Source organism: Microbacterium wangchenii (assembly GCF_004564355.1).
GTDB classification, from domain to species: domain Bacteria; phylum Actinomycetota; class Actinomycetes; order Actinomycetales; family Microbacteriaceae; genus Microbacterium; species Microbacterium wangchenii.
Genome location: NZ_CP038266.1, coordinates 2,976,359 through 2,993,937 on the forward strand (window position 1 = coordinate 2,976,359; position 17,579 = coordinate 2,993,937).

Annotated in this window: 19 protein-coding genes and 2 tRNA genes; 8 read left to right on the forward strand and 13 right to left on the reverse strand. The window is 70.4% G+C overall.

The window, feature by feature from the left end; genetic code table 11:
• Positions 1-9: 9 nt before the first annotated feature.
• The 3 genes from E4K62_RS18740 to E4K62_RS14455 form a co-directional block, all read right to left on the reverse strand.
• Positions 10-147, reverse strand: coding sequence for a hypothetical protein (locus tag E4K62_RS18740; RefSeq protein WP_167747800.1), 138 nt, complete (start codon positions 145-147; stop codon positions 10-12).
• An 82-nt stretch (positions 148-229) separates the two neighbouring features.
• Positions 230-1,216 (reverse strand): cation efflux transmembrane domain-containing protein, encoded by a 987-nt coding sequence (locus tag E4K62_RS14450; protein ID WP_135068621.1) that lies wholly within the window; start codon positions 1,214-1,216, stop codon positions 230-232.
• Positions 1,213-1,695 carry a transporter substrate-binding domain-containing protein gene (locus tag E4K62_RS14455; protein ID WP_240742707.1) on the reverse strand — a complete coding sequence of 161 codons (483 nt, stop codon included), beginning with the start codon at positions 1,693-1,695 and terminating at the stop codon, positions 1,213-1,215. The genes E4K62_RS14450 and E4K62_RS14455 overlap by 4 nt, the downstream gene beginning before the upstream one ends.
• A 169-nt stretch (positions 1,696-1,864) precedes the next feature.
• Between E4K62_RS14455 and E4K62_RS14460 the strand changes: the two genes are divergently transcribed.
• On the forward strand, positions 1,865-2,200 hold the full coding sequence (locus E4K62_RS14460; RefSeq protein ID WP_135068623.1) for a DUF7882 family protein: 336 nt from the start codon (positions 1,865-1,867) through the stop codon (positions 2,198-2,200).
• Positions 2,187-2,408 carry a hypothetical protein gene (locus tag E4K62_RS14465; RefSeq protein WP_135068625.1) on the forward strand — a complete coding sequence of 74 codons (222 nt, stop codon included), beginning with the start codon at positions 2,187-2,189 and terminating at the stop codon, positions 2,406-2,408. Before E4K62_RS14460 ends, E4K62_RS14465 begins: the two co-directional genes overlap by 14 nt.
• 3 nt (positions 2,409-2,411) lie before the next feature.
• Here E4K62_RS14465 and E4K62_RS14470 read toward each other — a convergent pair whose 3' ends face one another.
• From E4K62_RS14470 to E4K62_RS14480, 3 genes are all read right to left on the reverse strand, one after another.
• Positions 2,412-2,768 (reverse strand): hypothetical protein, encoded by a 357-nt coding sequence (locus E4K62_RS14470; protein WP_135068627.1) that lies wholly within the window; start codon positions 2,766-2,768, stop codon positions 2,412-2,414.
• 99 nt (positions 2,769-2,867) lie between these two features.
• Entirely contained in the window at positions 2,868-4,487 is a 1,620-nt protein-coding gene (locus tag E4K62_RS14475) for a molybdopterin-dependent oxidoreductase (protein ID WP_135068629.1), read from the reverse strand.
• 204 nt (positions 4,488-4,691) lie between these two features.
• Positions 4,692-5,351, reverse strand: a complete 660-nt coding sequence (locus E4K62_RS14480; RefSeq protein WP_135068631.1) for a fasciclin domain-containing protein — start codon at positions 5,349-5,351, stop codon at positions 4,692-4,694.
• A 198-nt stretch (positions 5,352-5,549) separates the two neighbouring features.
• Here E4K62_RS14480 and sigK point away from each other — a divergent pair, with 198 nt between their 5' ends.
• Positions 5,550-6,152: an ECF RNA polymerase sigma factor SigK gene (gene sigK, locus E4K62_RS14485; protein ID WP_135068633.1), complete on the forward strand. Its 603-nt coding sequence runs from the start codon at positions 5,550-5,552 to the stop codon at positions 6,150-6,152.
• Positions 6,149-6,910, forward strand: a complete 762-nt coding sequence (locus E4K62_RS14490) for an anti-sigma factor (protein ID WP_135068635.1) — start codon at positions 6,149-6,151, stop codon at positions 6,908-6,910. The genes sigK and E4K62_RS14490 overlap by 4 nt, the downstream gene beginning before the upstream one ends.
• A gap of 154 nt (positions 6,911-7,064) precedes the next feature.
• Here the strand turns inward: E4K62_RS14490 and E4K62_RS14495 are convergent, their stop codons facing one another.
• Positions 7,065-7,922 (reverse strand): NmrA family NAD(P)-binding protein, encoded by an 858-nt coding sequence (locus E4K62_RS14495; RefSeq protein WP_135068637.1) that lies wholly within the window; start codon positions 7,920-7,922, stop codon positions 7,065-7,067.
• A 155-nt stretch (positions 7,923-8,077) separates the two neighbouring features.
• Here E4K62_RS14495 and E4K62_RS14500 point away from each other — a divergent pair, with 155 nt between their 5' ends.
• Together E4K62_RS14500 and E4K62_RS14505 are read left to right on the forward strand one after the other, a co-directional pair.
• Positions 8,078-9,037, forward strand: a complete 960-nt coding sequence (locus tag E4K62_RS14500) for an AraC family transcriptional regulator (protein ID WP_135068639.1) — start codon at positions 8,078-8,080, stop codon at positions 9,035-9,037.
• A 34-nt stretch (positions 9,038-9,071) separates the two neighbouring features.
• On the forward strand, positions 9,072-9,983 hold the full coding sequence (locus tag E4K62_RS14505; protein WP_135068641.1) for a TrmH family RNA methyltransferase: 912 nt from the start codon (positions 9,072-9,074) through the stop codon (positions 9,981-9,983).
• Here E4K62_RS14505 and E4K62_RS14510 read toward each other — a convergent pair.
• The gene (locus E4K62_RS14510; protein ID WP_135068643.1) at positions 9,881-10,210 is read right to left on the reverse strand and encodes a DUF6804 family protein; all 330 of its coding nucleotides are present in this window, start codon (positions 10,208-10,210) and stop codon (positions 9,881-9,883) included. The two genes, E4K62_RS14505 and E4K62_RS14510, sit on opposite strands and share 103 nt — an antisense overlap.
• A gap of 134 nt (positions 10,211-10,344) precedes the next feature.
• Between E4K62_RS14510 and E4K62_RS14515 the strand changes: the two genes are divergently transcribed.
• Positions 10,345-10,842: a DUF1269 domain-containing protein gene (locus tag E4K62_RS14515; protein ID WP_135068645.1), complete on the forward strand. Its 498-nt coding sequence runs from the start codon at positions 10,345-10,347 to the stop codon at positions 10,840-10,842.
• A 223-nt stretch (positions 10,843-11,065) separates the two neighbouring features.
• A complete protein-coding gene (locus E4K62_RS14520) occupies positions 11,066-13,249 on the forward strand; it encodes a tannase/feruloyl esterase family alpha/beta hydrolase (RefSeq protein WP_167747801.1) in 2,184 nt (727 codons plus the stop codon).
• A 69-nt stretch (positions 13,250-13,318) separates the two neighbouring features.
• Here the strand turns inward: E4K62_RS14520 and E4K62_RS14525 are convergent.
• The 5 genes from E4K62_RS14525 to E4K62_RS14545 form a co-directional block, all read right to left on the reverse strand.
• Positions 13,319-13,392: transfer RNA gene (locus tag E4K62_RS14525), tRNA-Met, on the reverse strand.
• 24 nt (positions 13,393-13,416) lie between these two features.
• Positions 13,417-13,488: transfer RNA gene (locus tag E4K62_RS14530), tRNA-Thr, on the reverse strand.
• Between the two features lie 64 nt (positions 13,489-13,552).
• Positions 13,553-14,875, reverse strand: a complete 1,323-nt coding sequence (locus tag E4K62_RS14535) for a M23 family metallopeptidase (RefSeq protein WP_240742708.1) — start codon at positions 14,873-14,875, stop codon at positions 13,553-13,555.
• A gap of 184 nt (positions 14,876-15,059) precedes the next feature.
• Positions 15,060-16,631, reverse strand: coding sequence for an MDR family MFS transporter (locus E4K62_RS14540; protein WP_135068649.1), 1,572 nt, complete (start codon positions 16,629-16,631; stop codon positions 15,060-15,062).
• A gap of 102 nt (positions 16,632-16,733) precedes the next feature.
• Entirely contained in the window at positions 16,734-17,528 is a 795-nt protein-coding gene (locus E4K62_RS14545; protein WP_135068651.1) for an inositol monophosphatase family protein, read from the reverse strand.
• Between the last annotated feature and the right edge of the window lie 51 nt (positions 17,529-17,579).

Here is a 17,579-nt window from a genome sequence, read left to right on the forward strand (position 1 = left end):
GGGCGCGGATCACGCGTCTTCGTCGTCTGCGCCGACGTCGCTGGTGATGGTGTGTTCGCGTTTGACATCTTCGACGATGTCGGTCTTCAGATCGTCCGCCGGGTTCTCGTCTCCCGGTGACAGGGGCGGCACGGGGGTGCTCATCATGTCGAGACTCCTTTCCAGGACCACCAGCGTAGGCACCGGCACCCGTGAGCGGCGGGAGGGTTGCGTCGGTCGCCCAGGGCGATTACGACTCCGGGTCCGTCGAGCGCGCCATGGCGTTGGCGGGAAATTCGGCCACCGGGACGACGACGACGTCGTGGAGCTTCCAGTCCAGCCGCCGGCATCCCTCCTGGGCATCGGCGAGCTTGCGCAGCGACGGCGCGCGACCCCGCACCGGCAGCACGAACGCCTCCACGTGGAAGAACTGCCCCTGGTCGCGCGTGCGTGTGCGGACCTCGGCGACCCAGGGAAGCGATGACAGGTAGTCGTGCACCGCGTCGGCGTCGGGATGATGGTGCGCGTCGTCGAAGGTCGTCGCCGTGGTGTCCATGAGGTCGGTGATCGCCGCGCGGGTGTTCTTCACACCGTCCCACAGGATGCTGCCGGCGATGAAGGTCGCTGCCGCCGCATCCATCCACCACAGTCCCAGGCCGATCCCACCGACCCCCACGATCGTCCCGACGGCGGTCATCCAGTCGGCCTTGTTCATGTCGGCGTCGGCGTACAGCACTTTGTTGTGCAGTTCGCGCGCGAGTTTCATCTTGACGCGGCCGAAGTAGATCGGCAGCGGGATGGTGAGGGCCATCACGGCCATCATGATCCAGCCCAGCCAGACGGTCTGCCCGAAGAGCTCGACCGATCCGATCGGCGGGCGCTCGGCCAGGATCAGGGCCGTCACCGATTCGACGATGAGAATGGCACCCATCGTGAACAGGGCGACGCCGGCGACCAGGTGGGCCACGCCCACGGAGCGGAAGAACCCATAGGGGTATCTGCGGGTCGCCGGCATCGCGATGACGCGCACCGCCACGAGGAATGCGATCGGCGGGGCGAGGGAGAGGAGATCTTCGATCCAGGCCGCGCGCATCGCCTGGGAGTTGCCCACGGTGAGCCCGACGGCGGTGATGGCGGCTGCGAGGAACGCGATCGTCGCCCACTCGATGCGGACGGCCCGCGCGAGGGCCCTCGCCTGCCGTTCGGGCAGCGTGTCGGCCAGCGTGGGACGGCTCACCGGTCCGCGCCGTTCTCGCGGAGGTGGTCCTCGATGGTGACCAGGAATCGGTTCTCGCCGGAGCGGGTGAGCATCACGTGCTTCTCGGTGACACCACGGTCATTGCGGACCTCGCGGTACACCGCGGTCACGGCGGCCTGCTCGGTCCACGGGGTGTCGTCGGTGAATCCGCCGACGGCGATGTCCAGTTCGCCCTCGTGCAGGGCGTCGGCCAGCACCGCCTCGCTTCCCTCCACCCACTCCACGCGGGCGTCCAGGCCGCGAGCGAGGCTCTCCACGAGAGCGACCTCCGAGCCCGTCGGCTCCGCCGTGGAGGTGTCCGTCCACGGCGGATTGTGCGTGACACCTGCCCGCAGCTCACCCCCGCGAACGCGGTCAGAGGTTCCCGCGGCGTCGGCGGGGATGCTCGTGCAGGCGGTCAGTAGGAGGATCCCGGCCAGTGCCATCGCCGCGGCCGGACGCACGCGGCGCGCGAGCACCGCCGACCTCCTGGTTGGGGACGGGAGACGGGGACTCATGTCGCTCCTTTTCACGAAGGCCGGATTCCGGCGTAGCCTGACACACAACAGCGTGGGCGGGTGTGACCCTCTCGGTCTGCTCCACACACCGTCAGGTTCCGCTTCGGGGGCGGCATGAAGCGGAGGACCCGTGGGCAAGTTCCTGTTCGAAGGTCAGTTGAAGGCCGACTTCGATGACCGCCTGCTCGCGCATCTGCAGGTCGTCATCGGCGCCAAGCTGCGGCGCGGGGAGTCGTTCCACTTCACGTGGAAGGACGATCCGAGCATCGGCGACGGGAGGACGTCGATCTGGGTGCATCCGCACAGCGTCATCACCTACAAGTTCTACGGCGGCCGGCTGCCGGCCCTCAACCGCGCGTGGGTGGACGCGCTCATGTTCACCGCCAACTCGCCGCGTGGGCTGTACGTCGTGCCGGAACCGCCGGCGAACACAGGAGGGGAGCAAGCGACCGATGAAGCGTATTGACATCGCGTACGGCGGCCAGGCTTACTCGGTCGGCAACATCGACATCGCTCAGCTGCGCGAGCAGATTCTGAGCGCCACGAAGGACGGGGAGCCGATGTGGCTCGAAGTCAACGTCGGCGAGGGACAACCGCGGCCGACGTTCCTGCTGATCACCCGCGGAGTGGACATCGCGCTCACGCCCGTGCCGGGTGACGACGCGCATCCCTAGGCCTCAGATGCCCTCGTAGTCCGACCACTCTCCTGCCGCCAAGTCACCCTGCTCATGCGTGACGGCGCCGGCGTCCGGCGTTCCGTAGCGGCGAAGGTTGCGGGTCTTCTCGCGCAGCTGCTCGACGAGGTCCTCGTCGACGACCTCCTCGTACGGCACATCCGCGGAGCTGCTGATCAGCTGGCTGGCCGGGCCCACCAGGATCTCCGAGCGTCCGGGCTCTCCGTCGTCGTCGACGGTCGGGACGTCCACCGTCGCGGCGGTGCCCACCTGGGCCAGCGCCTGCGCGTACTCGAGGAGGGCACGTGCGATGTCGGTCCCGGTGAGGATGGAATCTCCGGCGTAGTGAATCCTGTCCATGCTCCACTTCTATCCGGCAGACGGAGTTTTCCGTTGACCCTTTTGATCTGCGCCGGAATGGGCTACAGGATTCCGGCGGCCCACGCCGGCGCCGCCGGCCTACGTGACCCGGATGAGGGTGCGGTGCCATCCGGTCGAGCCGTCCGGGGCCACCGGCGTCCGCTCCCCGATCTGGACGTCGCCGTTGCGGTCGACGGCACGCACGACGATGTTGTGCGCACCGGGAGCGGCATCCCATTCCAGGAACCACTGCACCCACGTGTCGTCGCTGACGGGGGTGGACAGGGTTGCCTGCTGCCAGCGGCTGTCATCGATACTCACCTCGACGCGCTCGATGCCGACCGTCTGCGCCCACGCGACGCCCGCCAGAGGGATGCGCCCGGCCGGGACGGGCTGCCCGGTGCGGGGGGTGTCCAGTCGCGAGGAGAACCTGATGGGCGCTTTCGCGCTGTAGCCGCGGGGTGTCCAGTACGCCTCATCCGCCGCGAAGGTGGTCACCTTCAGCCCGCTCAGCCATTTCGTCGCCGACACGTAGCCGTACAGCCCCGGTACGACCATGCGCACGGGGAACCCATGCTCCAGCGGCAGCGGTTCACCGTTCATCCCCACGGCCAGGATCGCGTCGAGGTCGTCGTCCAGCAGCGAGCCCAGCGGTGTGCTGGCGGTGAAGCCGTCGACGCTGCGCGAGAGCACCATGTCGGCGCCCGGGGTCGGTGCCGCCATCCTCAGCACGTCGCGGACGGGTACGCCCAGCCACTTCGCGTTGCCCACGAGAGGCCCGCCGACCTCGTTGGACACGCACGTCAGCGTGATGGCGTACTCGTCGAGCCCCATTCCGACGAGATCGTCGAAGGTGAGTTCAACCCTCTGCTGCACCATCCCGTCGATCACCAGCCGCCAGGCGGCCGGATCCACGGACGGCACCGTCAGCGCGGTGTCGACGCGGTAGAAGTCGGCGTTCGGCGTGAACAGGGGCGAGATCCCCGGGATATCGAGCTCGGCACCGGCGGGAATCGCCACGGAGGATTTCGCCGCGGGCAGGCGCAGGGCTTTGCGGACGGCGGCCAGCGACGACGAGGAGGCAGTGATCAGCGCGCGTGCCCCGACACCGATGAGGAGCGCGGATGCTCCGGCGATCGCGGTGACGCCGAAGAACGCGCGCCGGTCGACGGATCCCGGTCCGGCAGCGCCCTTCGCATGGACGGTGGGTCGCTCGGCGGGCTCCCCCTCGTGCGCGTGCGGCACGGGCTGCTCGAGCGGCCCCTCATCGCCGGGCGCGGCGGCCCAGGCGCGTAACCGGGCGATCAGCCACCACAGCACGAGGCCGCCGGTGACCGTGCCCCCCGCAGCGGGAACCGCGGCGGCGGGACCGGCCCCGGCCCGCGTGAGGGAGGCGGCCAGCGAGAGGCCACCGGCGATCACGACCACCGCGATGCCCAGCGGCGGCCGGACGAACTGCAGCACGCCGGCCACGGACGCGGCGACCAGAACGGCGACGGCGAGACCGAGCAGCAGCGCGATCTTGTCGTACTCCCCGAAGGTCGTGATCGCGAGTTCCTTCAGCGGCTGCGGAACCGCATCGATCACGACCGACCCCAGGGCCAGCAGCGGGCTGGCCTCCGGCGATGCGACGAGCGCGACCAGCTCTGCCGCGGCGAGGAAGACCCCCGCGCCCACCACTCCCCCGAGGGCGGCCCAGCCCCAGAATCTGCGCCGCATCCTCGTCACCTTCCCCACAGCCGATCCCCCCGTCGCGCGCCTGCGCGGCATCCCGTCGTGTGCATTCTCCCTGCCTCCGGCCGTTTCGCACCGGGAGGAGCCCCGGCGACGCACCGCCTGCGCGGATGCGCGGTCGCCGACGCTCCCCCTCGCACGCGTCGGCGACCGCTCTATCCCCCGGGCCCCCGCCCACCGGGAGCTTTCTCACATCATCGGCGGCATCAGCACCGTGTCGATGAGGTAGACGGTCGCGTTGGCGGTCTGGACGCCACCGCAGATCACGGCGGACTCGCCGTTGACCATGATCTCGTCACCGCTGCCGGTGACTTCGAGCTCGGCGCCGTTGACGGTGGCCAGAGTCCCCTCGACCTCGTCGGGGGCCAGCGCACCCGGAACGACGTGGTACGTCAGGATCGAGGTGAGCAGGTCGCTGTCGGTCTTGAGCGTCTCCAGGGTGGCCGCGTCGATCTTGGCGAACGCGTCGTCCACCGGCGCGAACACCGTGAACTCGTCCCCGTTCAGCGTGTCGACCAGATCGACGCCCGGGTTCAGCTGGCCCGACACCGCCGCCGTCAGCGTCGTCAGCAGGGGATTGTTCGAGGCGGCGGTCGCGACCGGATCCTGAGACATCCCCTCGACCGACCCGGCACCATCGGGCACCGTCTCGGCGTACTCCGCGCAGCCGGCTCCGACCAGGCCGGCGGCCGGATCCATCTCTTCCGTCTCCATGGTCTCCTCGGACGAGGGCGCAGAGGAGGACTCCTCCGACATGTCTCCACCCGATGACGGCGAGCAGGCGCTCAGGGCGATGACGGCCGCCACGGCCATCGGCATGCCGAGCAGGTACAGCTTCTTGCGGGACATCGTCTTCTCCTGATCTGGCGACGCCGGGGCGCCGTCGTGTCGGTGCTGCTGCAGCCGCTCAAGCGGGCTACACGGACTCTTCGGAACACGTCGCGGATCGGATGGGACGAAGTCGGCCCGGTTCGAATCGGACGGAGTCGGCGCGGCTCGGATCACCCGGTTCCGCGCGGGGGCGGACCGTCGCGTGTGTCCTGCGGCATGCTGGATGCTGTGGTGATCGACGGCGTGGAGGTGCCTGAGGACGGCGGCGATGCCGTCGACCACGTCGGCGCCCTCCTCGTGCGGATCGCCGGTGGGGATCAGGGCGCCTTCGCGCGCCTCTACGACATGCTCTCGCCCCGCGCCTTCGGCCTCATCCTGCGAGTCCTCGTCGACCGTGCGCAGAGCGAGGAGGTGCTGCAGGAGGTGTTCCTGGAGATCTGGCAATCCGCCGCCCGCTTCGCTCCGGATAAAGGTCAGGGGAGATCGTGGATTCTCACAATCACGCATCGCCGGGCGGTGGACCGCGTGCGGGCAGCGCAGGCCAGCACCGACCGCGACATGCGTGCGGGCTTCCGCGACCTGGGGGTCGCCCATGACGGGGTGGCGGAGGAAGTCGAGCTGCGAGCCGACGCGGAACGGGTCGCCAAGGCCCTGGCGACCCTCCCCGAGCCGCAGCGTGAGGCGCTCACACTGGCGTATTACGGCGGTTACAGTCAGAGCGAGATCGCGGCGCTCGTCGGGTCTCCCCTGGGCACGGTCAAGACGAGGATGCGGGACGGCCTGTCCCGCCTTCGGGCGACGATGGGGGTGACGACGTGAACGAGCAGGACTTCGCCGAGCTCGCCGCCGGCGCCGCGCTCCACGCCCTGTCGCACGACGACCGGGTCGCCTTCGACACCGCCCGCCGGCAGCATCCGGAATGGGAGCATCACGTGACGGCGAACGTCGCCACCGCCGCCGTGCTCGCCGACGGCGTCGCCGACGTCGCCCCACCCGCCGGCATCCGCAGCGCGCTGCTGGCCCGGATCGCCGTCACCCCGCAGGATCCCGCCCCCGCGGCGCCGGAGGCCGAGCCGGACGTCCCCGGCGCGCCGGGCGCGCCGGCGCGGCGACCCCGTGCGTGGCGCGCGCGCTCCTGGTTCGCCCTGGCCGCGTCCCTCGCGCTGCTGGTGGGCATCGGCTGGGGTGCGGCGTTCGTGAACCAGCAGCTCAACCGCCCCGCGCCGGTGGCGGCCCTCGAGGAGATCCGGCAGGCCCCGGATGCCCGAACGGAGTCGGCCGCGGTCGCCGGCGGAGGCGAGGCGACGGCGTACTGGTCGCCGACGGTCGGCAAGGCCGTCCTGGTCCTGGAGGATTTCCCGCCCCTCGGCGAGGACGAGAGCTACCAGATGTGGCTCATCCGCGACGGCGCCGCCGTCTCCGCCGGCCTCGTGCCCGCCGATGACGGCAGCGGGCCCGCGCTCCTGGCCGACACGCCCGAGCCGGGGGACGTGCTGGCGGTCACGCGGGAGCCCGAGGGCGGTTCGCCCACCGGCCAGCCCACGTCCGATCCGCTCGTCGCGATCGAGACGCCCTGACGCCCTCGGTTCAGCCCGCCGCGGCGCCGACCCCGCCCCCTCTACCGTGCAGAATTCAGGAGACACGCCGCGCCGGGGTGCTCCGGCGGCGGCGATACGCCCGGATCTCCTGAATTCTGCGCACTCGGTCCAGCCCGATCCCGACCCCACCCGGTCAGGCGAGCATGGCGTCGAGGGTCGACGCCAGCTCCGTGGAGACGTGGACCGCGCGATCGCCGCGGGGCGCGAGCAGTCCGCGGTCGTCGGCGCGGTACAGCTCTGCCAGGCTCTCGGCGATGTGCGGACGGAAGCCCGCCTCGATCAACGCGGCCGGCCACGCCTCCTCCGGGACGGTGGCGACGTGGAGCTCGCGACCCAGCGCCGCGCCGAGGAGGTCGGCCACCGTCCGCTCGGAGTACTCCGGACCCAGCACGTCCACCACCTCGCTGCTGACCGGCGGGTTCTGGAGGACGTCGGCGACGACCGCGCCGATGTCACGCGTGGCCGCCATCGGGCGGGCGGTATCGGCGGAGGAGGCGAAGACCGGGTAGATGCCGGCCTCCCGGGCCACATCGATCACGTCGCCGACCTTCTCCTGGAAGTGCCCCGAACGCAGGGCGGTCACGGTGGCCCCCGTCTCCGCGAGCGCGCGCTCCATCCGATGCAGCCCGCGGATGGGGCCCGTGCCCTCGGGAAGATCCGCGCCGCCGGAGGAGAGCATCACCACGTGCGGCACGCGCTGGTCGGCGACGGCCCCTGCGACCGAGGCGATCAGCTCGTCGGCGTGTGCGTCGAGGTCATCCGCGCTCAGGTCGAAGGGGAGCAGGACGAACAGACCGAAGCATCCCCGCAGTGCCGTTCCCAGCGCGGCTCGGTCCGCGAGCGTCGCCACGGCGGCTTCGGCTCCACGCGCGGCCCATCGTTCGGCGTCCGCCTGTCGCCGCACCACGACGCGGACGTCGGCGTGCGCGTCCATCAGTTCCTGTGCGGCGGCCGACCCGACGCGTCCGGTTGCTCCTGCGATGACGTACATGGTGGATCCTTTCCGTAGGGGTGAACGCGTCCGAAGCTACGGGGGTGCGCCAGGATGCTCCATGCCAGAAGCGCCGTGATTCTTGCTCGATCGTCCAGCAACCGTGGACCGCCGGGAGTAATCTCTTCCGCAATGACCTCGATCGGAGGAGCCCCATGGATCGAGCACGGCTCGCACGACTGCTCCGAACCGTCCAGATGCGGAGCACGTTCTACTGCCATGCCGAACTGACCGGCCCGTGGGCGCTGGAGATGCCGGCCATCGAGGACTCCGTCAGCTTCCACGTCGTGACGAACGGGTCCTGCTGGGTGCGGCTCCCCGACTCCCCTCCGCTCGAACTGCGCCGCGGCGACCTCGCCCTCGTGCCGCACGGCAGAGGTCACGACCTCGTGAGCTCGCCCTCGGCGGGCCCGGCCCTGCGGGTCGACCGGCTTCCGCAGGAGTACATCGGCGAGCAGTACTCCACCCTGCGGCACGGCGGCTCCGGCGAGGCGTCGCAGCTCATCTGCGGCATCGTCTCCTTCGACGCCCCCGCCGCTCGAGAACTCATGCGTGCGCTGCCCGCCGTCGTGCCGGTGCGCGGCGACGACCTCGAGGCCGGATCCTCCGTCCACGACACGCTGCGCACGATGGCGAGGGAACTGTCGCACCCTCAGATCGGCGGTGAGACGGTGGCCACACGCCTGGCCGACGTGCTGGTGCTCCAGGCCATCCGGGCATGGATCGCCGGCCAGGACGGGTCGGCGAGCGGGTGGATGCACGCGGTGCAGGACGAGCGGATCGGGCGTGCCCTCGAAGCCATCCATGACGATCCCGGGCGCCGGTGGAACCTCCAGCTCCTCGCGCACGCGGCCACAATGTCTCGCTCTGCCTTCAGCGCGCGCTTCACCGAGCTCACCGGAGAAGCCCCGATCGCCTACCTGGCGCGGTGGCGGATGGCTCTGGCCCAGTCGCGTCTGGCGGACGGCGATACGACGGTCGCCGCCCTCGCCGACGAACTGGGATACCACTCCGAGGCGGCGTTCCATCGGGCCTTCACCCGCATCGTCGGGCGGACCCCCGGCTCCATCCGTCGACGAAGCCCTCTCCGCGCCGAGGTGGTCGCGCCGTCTTGACCCTGACGTCGCGTCATGCTCGAAGGTGATCGTCATGGCAAGCACGGCAGAGCAGGTGGGAAGGGCCGACGGGATGACCGCCGGCACGATCATCGGCGACGTCGGCCATCCCGCCGTGCGCCGCGTCCGCGACATCCTCCGGAGCTCGGCCGTCCGCCGGCGCACATTCGTCATCGACGACGAGGAGAACATCCTCGAGGCCGTGCGCAGCGGAGTGCGCCTGGACAGCGTCTACGGCACCGTCGATCAGCAGTCACGGCACGCGCCCCTTGCCGCAGCGGGGTTGACGGATGCGCCGTTCCATCTCCTCGCCGACGACGTCGTCGCGGCCCTGTTCGGCACGGACAGGCGATCACGGCTGTTCGCGCTGGCGCGGACGCCTCCCCCCGCCGTCCTCGCCGATGTGATCGCCCGGCCGGGCGACATCGTGGTCCTCGACGGAGTCCGGCTGATGGGCAACGTCGGGGCAGTGATCCGCTCGGCACGCGCGTTCGATGCCGCCGGAGTGGTACTCCTGGACAGCGGAGTTCCCACCGTCGTGGATCGGCGGCTGGTGCGCTCGAGCCGCGGCACGGTCTTCGCGATGCCGGTCGTGCTGGCCGACGCGGGCGAGCTTCAGCGGTGCCTCGACCGGGCCGACATCCCCGTCGCGAGCCTCAGCGCCCGCGCGCCCGCTCCCCTCAGCGAGGCAGGCCTCGTCGATCGCCGCCTCGCCCTCCTGATGGGCAGTGAGAGGCGCGGGGCGTCCGCCCGCATGGAGGAGGGCGCGGCGCTTCGTTTCCACGTCCCGGTGAGCCCGGCGGTGGAATCGCTCAACGTCTCCGTCGCGGCCGCCATCGCGCTCTACGAGCGGCGGGTCCGGATGAGTGCACCCGCGATCAGGAAGACGACCGCTGCGACCGGCTGGGCGGCAGTCCAGACCGGTCCGCTCAGCGCGAGCGGATAGACGGGATTCCACACGACGGCGATCGCGACGAACACCGGCACCCACCACCAGTGCCGCGCCTGCACCGCGAACCACGCCACGATCAGGGCGAGGATGGCGGTGGCGAAGAGCACGAACAGCGTCCACCCGGCACCGAACAGCAGCGGCGCGAGGAACAGGATGGCCGCCGCGAGCAAGGACGGGACGAATGCGTTGCGCTGGGCCGGTGCCCGCGAGGGTTGCGCCATCCACTCAGCCTCCCACGGATGCGCCGGCCACCTCGCCATGCGACGACGGGCCGAAAGGCCCGGCCGTCCTTGCTGCCCTGCGCGGCCGGGAACTAGCGTCGGCCAGACACCACCCCCAGCGAAGCGAGGACCCCATGGCCGACCTGATCGTGATCGCGTTCGACACCGAGCCGGACGCGGAAGCCGCCTACAACAAGATCCAGGAACTCCAGAACGACCTCGTGGTCGAGCTCGCCGGGCTCGCGCTGGTCAAGGTCGACGGCGACGGCAAGACCCGCGTCGAATATCCGGGCTCGGCGGCCAGGTTCGGTCTCGGCACCGCCAGCGGAGCCCTGTTCGGAACGCTCGTGGGCATCCTCTTCTTCGTCCCCGTCGTCGGCCTCGTGTTCGGCGGCCTCCTGGGCGCCCTCTTCGCCGCGATGGACAAGTCCGGCCTGGATGCGGAGTTCCGCCAGCGTGTGCAGGACACCGTGAGCGCCGGGAAGTCGGCCGTCGTCCTCTACGCCACCAAGCTGACGGCGGACAAGTTCGCCGCCGCCCTGGCGCCCTACCACGGGAGCGTCGTGCAGACCTCGCTGTCCCACGATCAGGAGCGCGAACTCGTCCACGACCTCAGCGCCACCTCCGCGTAGGCGAGGTCGGCGGGAATCACTCTTTTCCGCCCTCACCGTCCCGGCGGGGCCCCGCCGAAGAGTGACTGGGCCCGGGCCGGCAGGCGGGGGGTGCGGGGTTCGTTGATGGACCATTTTGTCGACGATCATGGCGCAGACCTTCCTGTCGCATGCCCCGATCGGTAGTTTTGCGCGTAGGTCCGGCGCCCCCGACCGGACGTGTGAAGACTCGACGAGGAGCATCATGCACAGAATGACGCATGCCGTCGCGACGGTGACCGTCGCTTTGGTGGCAGCGCTACTGACCAGCACAGCCGCGTCCGCTCAGGAGGCAGCCCCTCCGATCGATGCCGAACGCTGCGCTGCTTTGGTGGGAATGGAGATCGACGCCGCGGAGATCGGTCTGCCCACGACGGGAGCCGCAGTCACGACAGCCGAGTGGGTGACGGAGACCAACGGCCAGTGCCGCGTGAAGGGCGATATCCGCCCTGTCGACCCCACTGCGCCGAACATCACCTTCCAGGTGAATCTTCCCGACAACTGGAACAGCAGAGCGCTGCAGATGGGCGGCGGTGGCCTGAACGGCACCCTGGTCGCCGCGACCGGACCCTACCGCTATCAGCCTCCCGGGCAGCCGACCCCGCTGCAGGACGGCTTCGTCACACTCGGATCCGACGGAGGTCACCAGGGCGGAGGCGGCAGCTTCGCACTCAATGCGGAGGCGCTGCTCAACTACGGGCAGCACTCGATCAAGAAGACCCATGACGTCGCGATGTCACTGATGAAGGCCGCCTACTCCGCCGAACCCGAATGGTTCTACTTCGCCGGGTTCTCTCAGGGCGGTCATGAGGCCCTCGACGCGGCGGGACGATACTCGGACGACTACGACGGCGTCGTCGCCGGCACGCCTGCGTACAACGTGACGATGATGCACGCCGGCTGGGGCGACGTGTACAAGAACGCCCTCTACGCCGACGGGGGCGCCGGCTGGGTGAACCCCGCCAAGCAGACCCTGCTCGTCGACTCGGTGTACGCCACCTGTGACCCCATCGACGGCCTGGCCGACGGCATCATCTCCGACATATCGGGGTGCCTCGAGGCTTTCGATGTCCAGACCCTGCGCTGCCCGGATGGAGCGGACACCGGCGACACGTGCCTCTCCGACGCGCAGATCGCGACGCTCGACACGCTGGCCTCCCCCAACGACATCGGCATCGACATCGCCGGAAACAGCGTCGCCGCACCGAACCCGATCTACAACGGCGGACTGCTCGCGGGCGGCACGATAGCCGGGTCGACCATCCGGGGACAGTACAACCTGGGTCTCACCCCGACACCGTCCAACCCCGCCGATCCCGCCCAGGACGCGTGGCACTACCAGACCGGAGATACGAACGCGAAGTGGTTCGTCACCGGCGACCCCACCCTCGACTATCTGGACTTCGACCTCCGGGCGCACGCCGAGCGCGTCTCCGAACTGGGCGACATCGTGGACACCACGAACGTGGACTTCACCCCCGCGCACGACAAAGGCGTGAAGATCCTGCTGTACACGGGGCTGGCCGATGACGGCATCTCGCCGTACAACACCATCCAGTTCTACGACCGGCAGGTCGCGGCGATGGGGAAGGAGAAGGTCGACGAGTTCCTGAAGTTCTACACGATCCCCGGGATGTCGCACGGCTTCGGCCCGTTCGTCGCCGGTTTCGAGTCGCTGCCCGCGCTCATGAAGTGGGTGGAGGAAGGTGTCGAGCCGGGCACCCTCACGGCGATCGACACCGTCGCCGCAACCGCCGGACGCGAGCGCCCCGTGTGCGAGTACCCGACGTGGCCGCAGTACACCGGCGAAGACCCGGACTCCGCCGACAGCTTCACGTGCGTCACCGACGCGTCGCCGGTGAACACCGCGGCGCCGCTCATCAGCGGCACCCCGGTCGTGGGGTCGACCCTCTCCGCGAGCGCCGGCGAGTGGACGGGCGGCGAGCCGACCTTCGCATATCAGTGGCTGCGGGACGGGCAGCCGATCCCCGGTGCCACCTCGGCGCAGTACCGTGCGACCCCCGCCGACCAGGGCACGTCGCTGAGCGTGCGGGTGACCGCCACGTCCGCCGGCGGTTCCACCGAGGCGACAAGTGCCTCGGTGACCGTGAAGTACAAGGTTTCGGTTCTCGTGACGACGAAGCCGCTGTTGGTCACGAGCACGTCGAAGAACGTGACCGTCACCGTGCACATCCTGCCCTCGCGGGCGAGCGGCGACGTCACCGTCACGCTTGCCGGCAGGACCTTCACCGGAACGGCGGTGGACGGCAGAGTGACGGTGGACGCCGGCAAGCTGCCCCGGGGGGCTCACGTGATCACCGCGACCTATGCCGGTGACGACGCGGTCGCACCCGGAAAGGGCTACGGGGTGGTGCTCGTCCTGAGGTAGCCTTCCCGCCGGACCCGGCAGCCGCCGGAAGCAAAGAACCCCCGGGGATTCCCCCGGGGGTTCTGGCGGTAGCAGGAGCGGGGCTTGAACCCGCGACCTCACGATTATGAGTCGTGCGCTCTCACCAACTGAGCTACCCTGCCGCGACGCATCCGTTGGATGCTTCGAGCCCCGAGTCAGGATTGAACTGACGACCCCTTCCTTACCATGGAAGTGCTCTACCACTGAGCTATCGGGGCGTACCCGGAGTGATCCGGGCAACTCAACGAGAATACCAGAGCCCTGGGCCTCGCCTCACGCAGGTCAGCCGCCGGCGTGCTCCCGGAGCCACGGGAGTGGATCGATCGCCGTCGTACCGCCGGCGAGGAGTTCGAAGTGCGTGTGCGCGCCGAAGGAGCGCCCGGTGTCTCCGGTGCGGCCGAGGAAGGTCCCCACGCTGACCTGCTGGCCCGGTGTGACCTGGAGCGAGCCGTACTGCATGTGCGCGTAGCGGCTGGAGATCATCTCGCCGTCGATGACGTGATCGATCACGACGGTGACACCGAAGGCCCCGCCCGATTCGGTCGCGATGCGCACCGTGCCGTCGGCGATCGCCTGGATGGGCGCACCGGCGCCGGGCACGAAGTCGAGGCCCTCGTGCAGGCGGCCCGAGCGCATCCCGTAGCCGTAGGTCATCGGCACCCCGACCGCGAACGGCCACTGGATGGCCGAGCTCGGGTTGTTGACGAAGAAGCTGGAGAAGTTGGAGATGCCCGACTCGGCGGCGATCTCGGCGATCGTCGCGGTGCGGTAGCTCTCGTTGCGCACGAGGCCCTGAGTGTGCACGTCGGCCGGCGCGACGTAGGCCTGGATGGCCTCCTCGTCGGTTTCCGCGTCGCCCGGCGCCATGACGCTGAGGGCTGCCGTGCCACCCTGCGCAGCGGCGACGGCCTCGACCGGCGTGGTCATGCCGACGGTGAGCAGTCCGACGACGCCGATGACGCCGACGGAGAAGGATGCAGCGGCCATCCGCCGGAAGCCGGCACCGCGTCGCGCGGGCTCCGGCGCCGGAGCAGGCGTCAGGTCGCCCTCGTCGCGCGCCGCGGCGGCGACCTGCACGGGCGTCTCACCGGTGAAGGCGAACAGCCGGGCGGCGGCCTCGAACGCATCGAGTTCCGTCTCGTCCAACAGGGGCGCGGCCTCGTCGGCCAGGGGATGCGCGTCGGCCTCGGGCCATCCGGTGCGCACTCGGCCGAAGGCGGTGTCCTCTGCCTCCGCAGCACGCCCGGCGCGCACCTGCGGGAGATCGATCGGCGAGGTGGGGAGAGCGGCGGGCGAGGCGTCGATGGCGGCCGCAGCCGTCTCGACGACCACCGGAACGTCGGCCGGAACGGCGGGGAGCTCGAGCGCTTCGGGCGCGAGGTCGGGCAGGTTCTCGACGGCGACCTCGGGCGCGACGCTCGCGGCGCCGAGTCGGCCACGGGCTTCACGACGCGTGAGCGGCGGAGGGGTGGGCGCGGCCGGGAGGGCTTGAGCCTGTCGCCGCAACTCGGCTCTGGTGAGGGCGAGGCTTTCGTCCGCACGCGCGTGGGACGTGTGGCCGGACCGCCGGGGAAGGGCGGGCTCAGCCGGGCGAGGGTCGGTCAAGACGAGGAGGCTTCCGGGTCGTGTCACGAGGGCGCGACGATGTACATCGATTCGGGTTGGGCCACCCCCGCCATTCGGGCGACGAAGGTAACGATCGGGTAAACACTACATCGCGCGGTCTGGGAATGCCATGTGGACGTGAATCGAGCGGTACATCCCGCGGCTACCGGAGCATGCGCTCGCTTCAGGATGACGCGCGCGCGCTCAGTCCGGCACGGTCGGACAGGCGAATCTCACGCATGAAGAATGCCGCGATGAAGCCGACCGCCGCCACCGGGACGAGGTACCAGAAGGACGGCGCGAGGGAGGTGGTGTAGGCCTCCACGACCGCCTCGCGCACGCTCGCAGGCAGGGACGCGACGTCGGCGGGGGTCAGGGAGCGGGCGCCGAATGCGGCAGGCACGTCGGATGCCGGCAACTGCCGCATGTCTTCGGCGAGTGTCGTCGACAGACGCGTGGTGAAGGCGGTGGAGAACGCGCTCGTGCCCACGGCGGCGCCGATCTCTCGCAGGAAGTTGTTGGTCGAGGTCGCCACGCCCACCTGGGTGGCCGGAACGGAGTTCTGCGCCGCGATGACGATCGTCTGCAGGACCGCTCCCAGCCCGAGTCCGAGCACGAAGATCATCGCCCCGAACAGCACCATCGACATGCCCGCCGAGATGAGGGTGAGCCAGGCCAGCGCCGCCGTCGCGACCCCCATCCCGACGATCGGATAGAGCTTGTAGTGGCCGGTGCGGGTGATGAGCAGGCCCGACGCGAGGGAGGTGATGAGGATGCCGATCGTCATGGGCAGCATCAGCAGACCGGATTCGGTGGCCCCCACGCCCTGCGCCATCTGCAGGAAGGTGGGCAGGAACGACAGCGCCGCGAACATCGCCATGCCGATCGAGAGGGCGATGATCGCCGCGACGGCGAAGGTGCTGCTGTGGAACAGACGCAGCGGCACGATCGGGTCGCTGACCCGCGACTCCACGACGAGGAAGCCCGCCACGGCGAGCAGGGTCCCCGCCGTCAGCGCCAGCAGCCCCGGATCGCCCCAGTCGTAGCCGGCGGCGCCGGTGAGGGAGGTCCAGCTCGTGAGGAAGACCACGCCGGCTGTGGCCGTCGCCAGCAGCAGCGCCCCGCCGAGGTCGAAACGGTGCGCGGGGCGGTGCGAGGGCAGCTTCAGGGCGAACCATGCGACGCCCAGAGCGATCAGCCCGATCGGCACGTTGGTCCAGAAACACCACCGCCAGCCGGGCCCCTGCGTGAACCATCCGCCCAGGAGCGGGCCGGTCACCGTCGCCACGCCGAACACCGCACCCATGGGCCCCATGTACTTGCCGCGTTCGCGGGCGGAGACGATGTCGGCGATGACGGCCTGCGCGAGGATCACCAGCCCGCCGGCGCCCAGGCCCTGCACCGAGCGCCAGAGGATCAGGTCGACGAACGACCCGGCGAGCGCGGAGCCGGTCGATCCGACTACGAACAGCGCGATCGCCACGAGGAACGGGATGCGCCGACCGACGAGGTCGCCCAGCTTGCCGTAGATCGGCATGACGATCGCGATGGCCAGGAGGTAGGCCGTGATGATCCAGCCCTCGTTCTGCGCGGCGCCGAGGTCGCCCACGATGGTGGGAAGCGCCGTGCCCACGACCGACTGGTCCAGGGAGGAGAGGAACATCGCGGCAAGGAGTGCGCCGAAGATGACGAAGACGCGTCGGCGGGAGAGCTCGACGGGCGGGGCCGAGCTCGGTCCTTCGACGGGCTGGGTCATGCCCCGGGTCTACGCCGTGACACCTGGTGAGGCAAGCGTGGATCGCTCATCCGGGCCTTTGGGACCGGGAAGCCGCACGAGCCGACAGGCGGTGTGGGCGTGTCAGTCGTCCAGCAGCGCAGACAGCCGCTCGAAGAGACCGGGTGCGGCGGCGATCGTCATGCGCCGGCCCGGACGGCCGCCGGGCGAGCCCGACACCACGCCGCCGGCCTCGTGGACCAGGAGCGCGCCGGCCGCGTGGTCCCAGGGCTGCAGTCCACGCTCGTAGTACGCGTCCAGTCGCCCCGCGGCGACGCTCGCCAGGTCCAGGGACGCCGCGCCCCCGCGTCGCAGATCGCGTGCGAGGGGCATCACCCGGCGGATCTGGTCCAGAGTGCCCTCGTGCGTGGCCGGGTCGTAGCCGAATCCGGTACCGATCAGGGCGCCGGCGGGGCCGGCATCGTCGTTGACCCGCAGCCGGTGGTCGCCGAGCCATGCGCCGCCACCCTGGGCGGCGCGGAAGAGCTCCCCGGTGGGTGGGCAGTACACGACGCCCGCCAGCGCGGTCCAGCTCTCCGGGTCCGGCTCACCGGCGACCGCCGCGATGCTGACGGCATAGGCGGGCTGCCCGTAGGCGTAGTTGACGGTGCCGTCGATGGGATCGACGACCCACGTGACCTCCGCGCCGCTCGGCCGGCCACCCGACTCTTCGCCCAGAAACCCGTCGGCCGGCCGCGCGACGCTCAGGCGCTGGCGGATCAGGTCCTCCACCTCGCGATCGGCCTCGGTGACGATGTCAGCGAGCGCCGACTTGGTGGCGGCGATCGTGACGCCCTCGGCGCGGCGCCGGTGCGCCAGGGCGCCGGCCTCCCGCGCGATCTCGGTGGCGATGTCGAGCAGGTCGTCGGCGGAGGTCATACCTCCACGCTACTGGCGCGTTCCCCGTCGCTCCGTGCACCGCCGAGATCC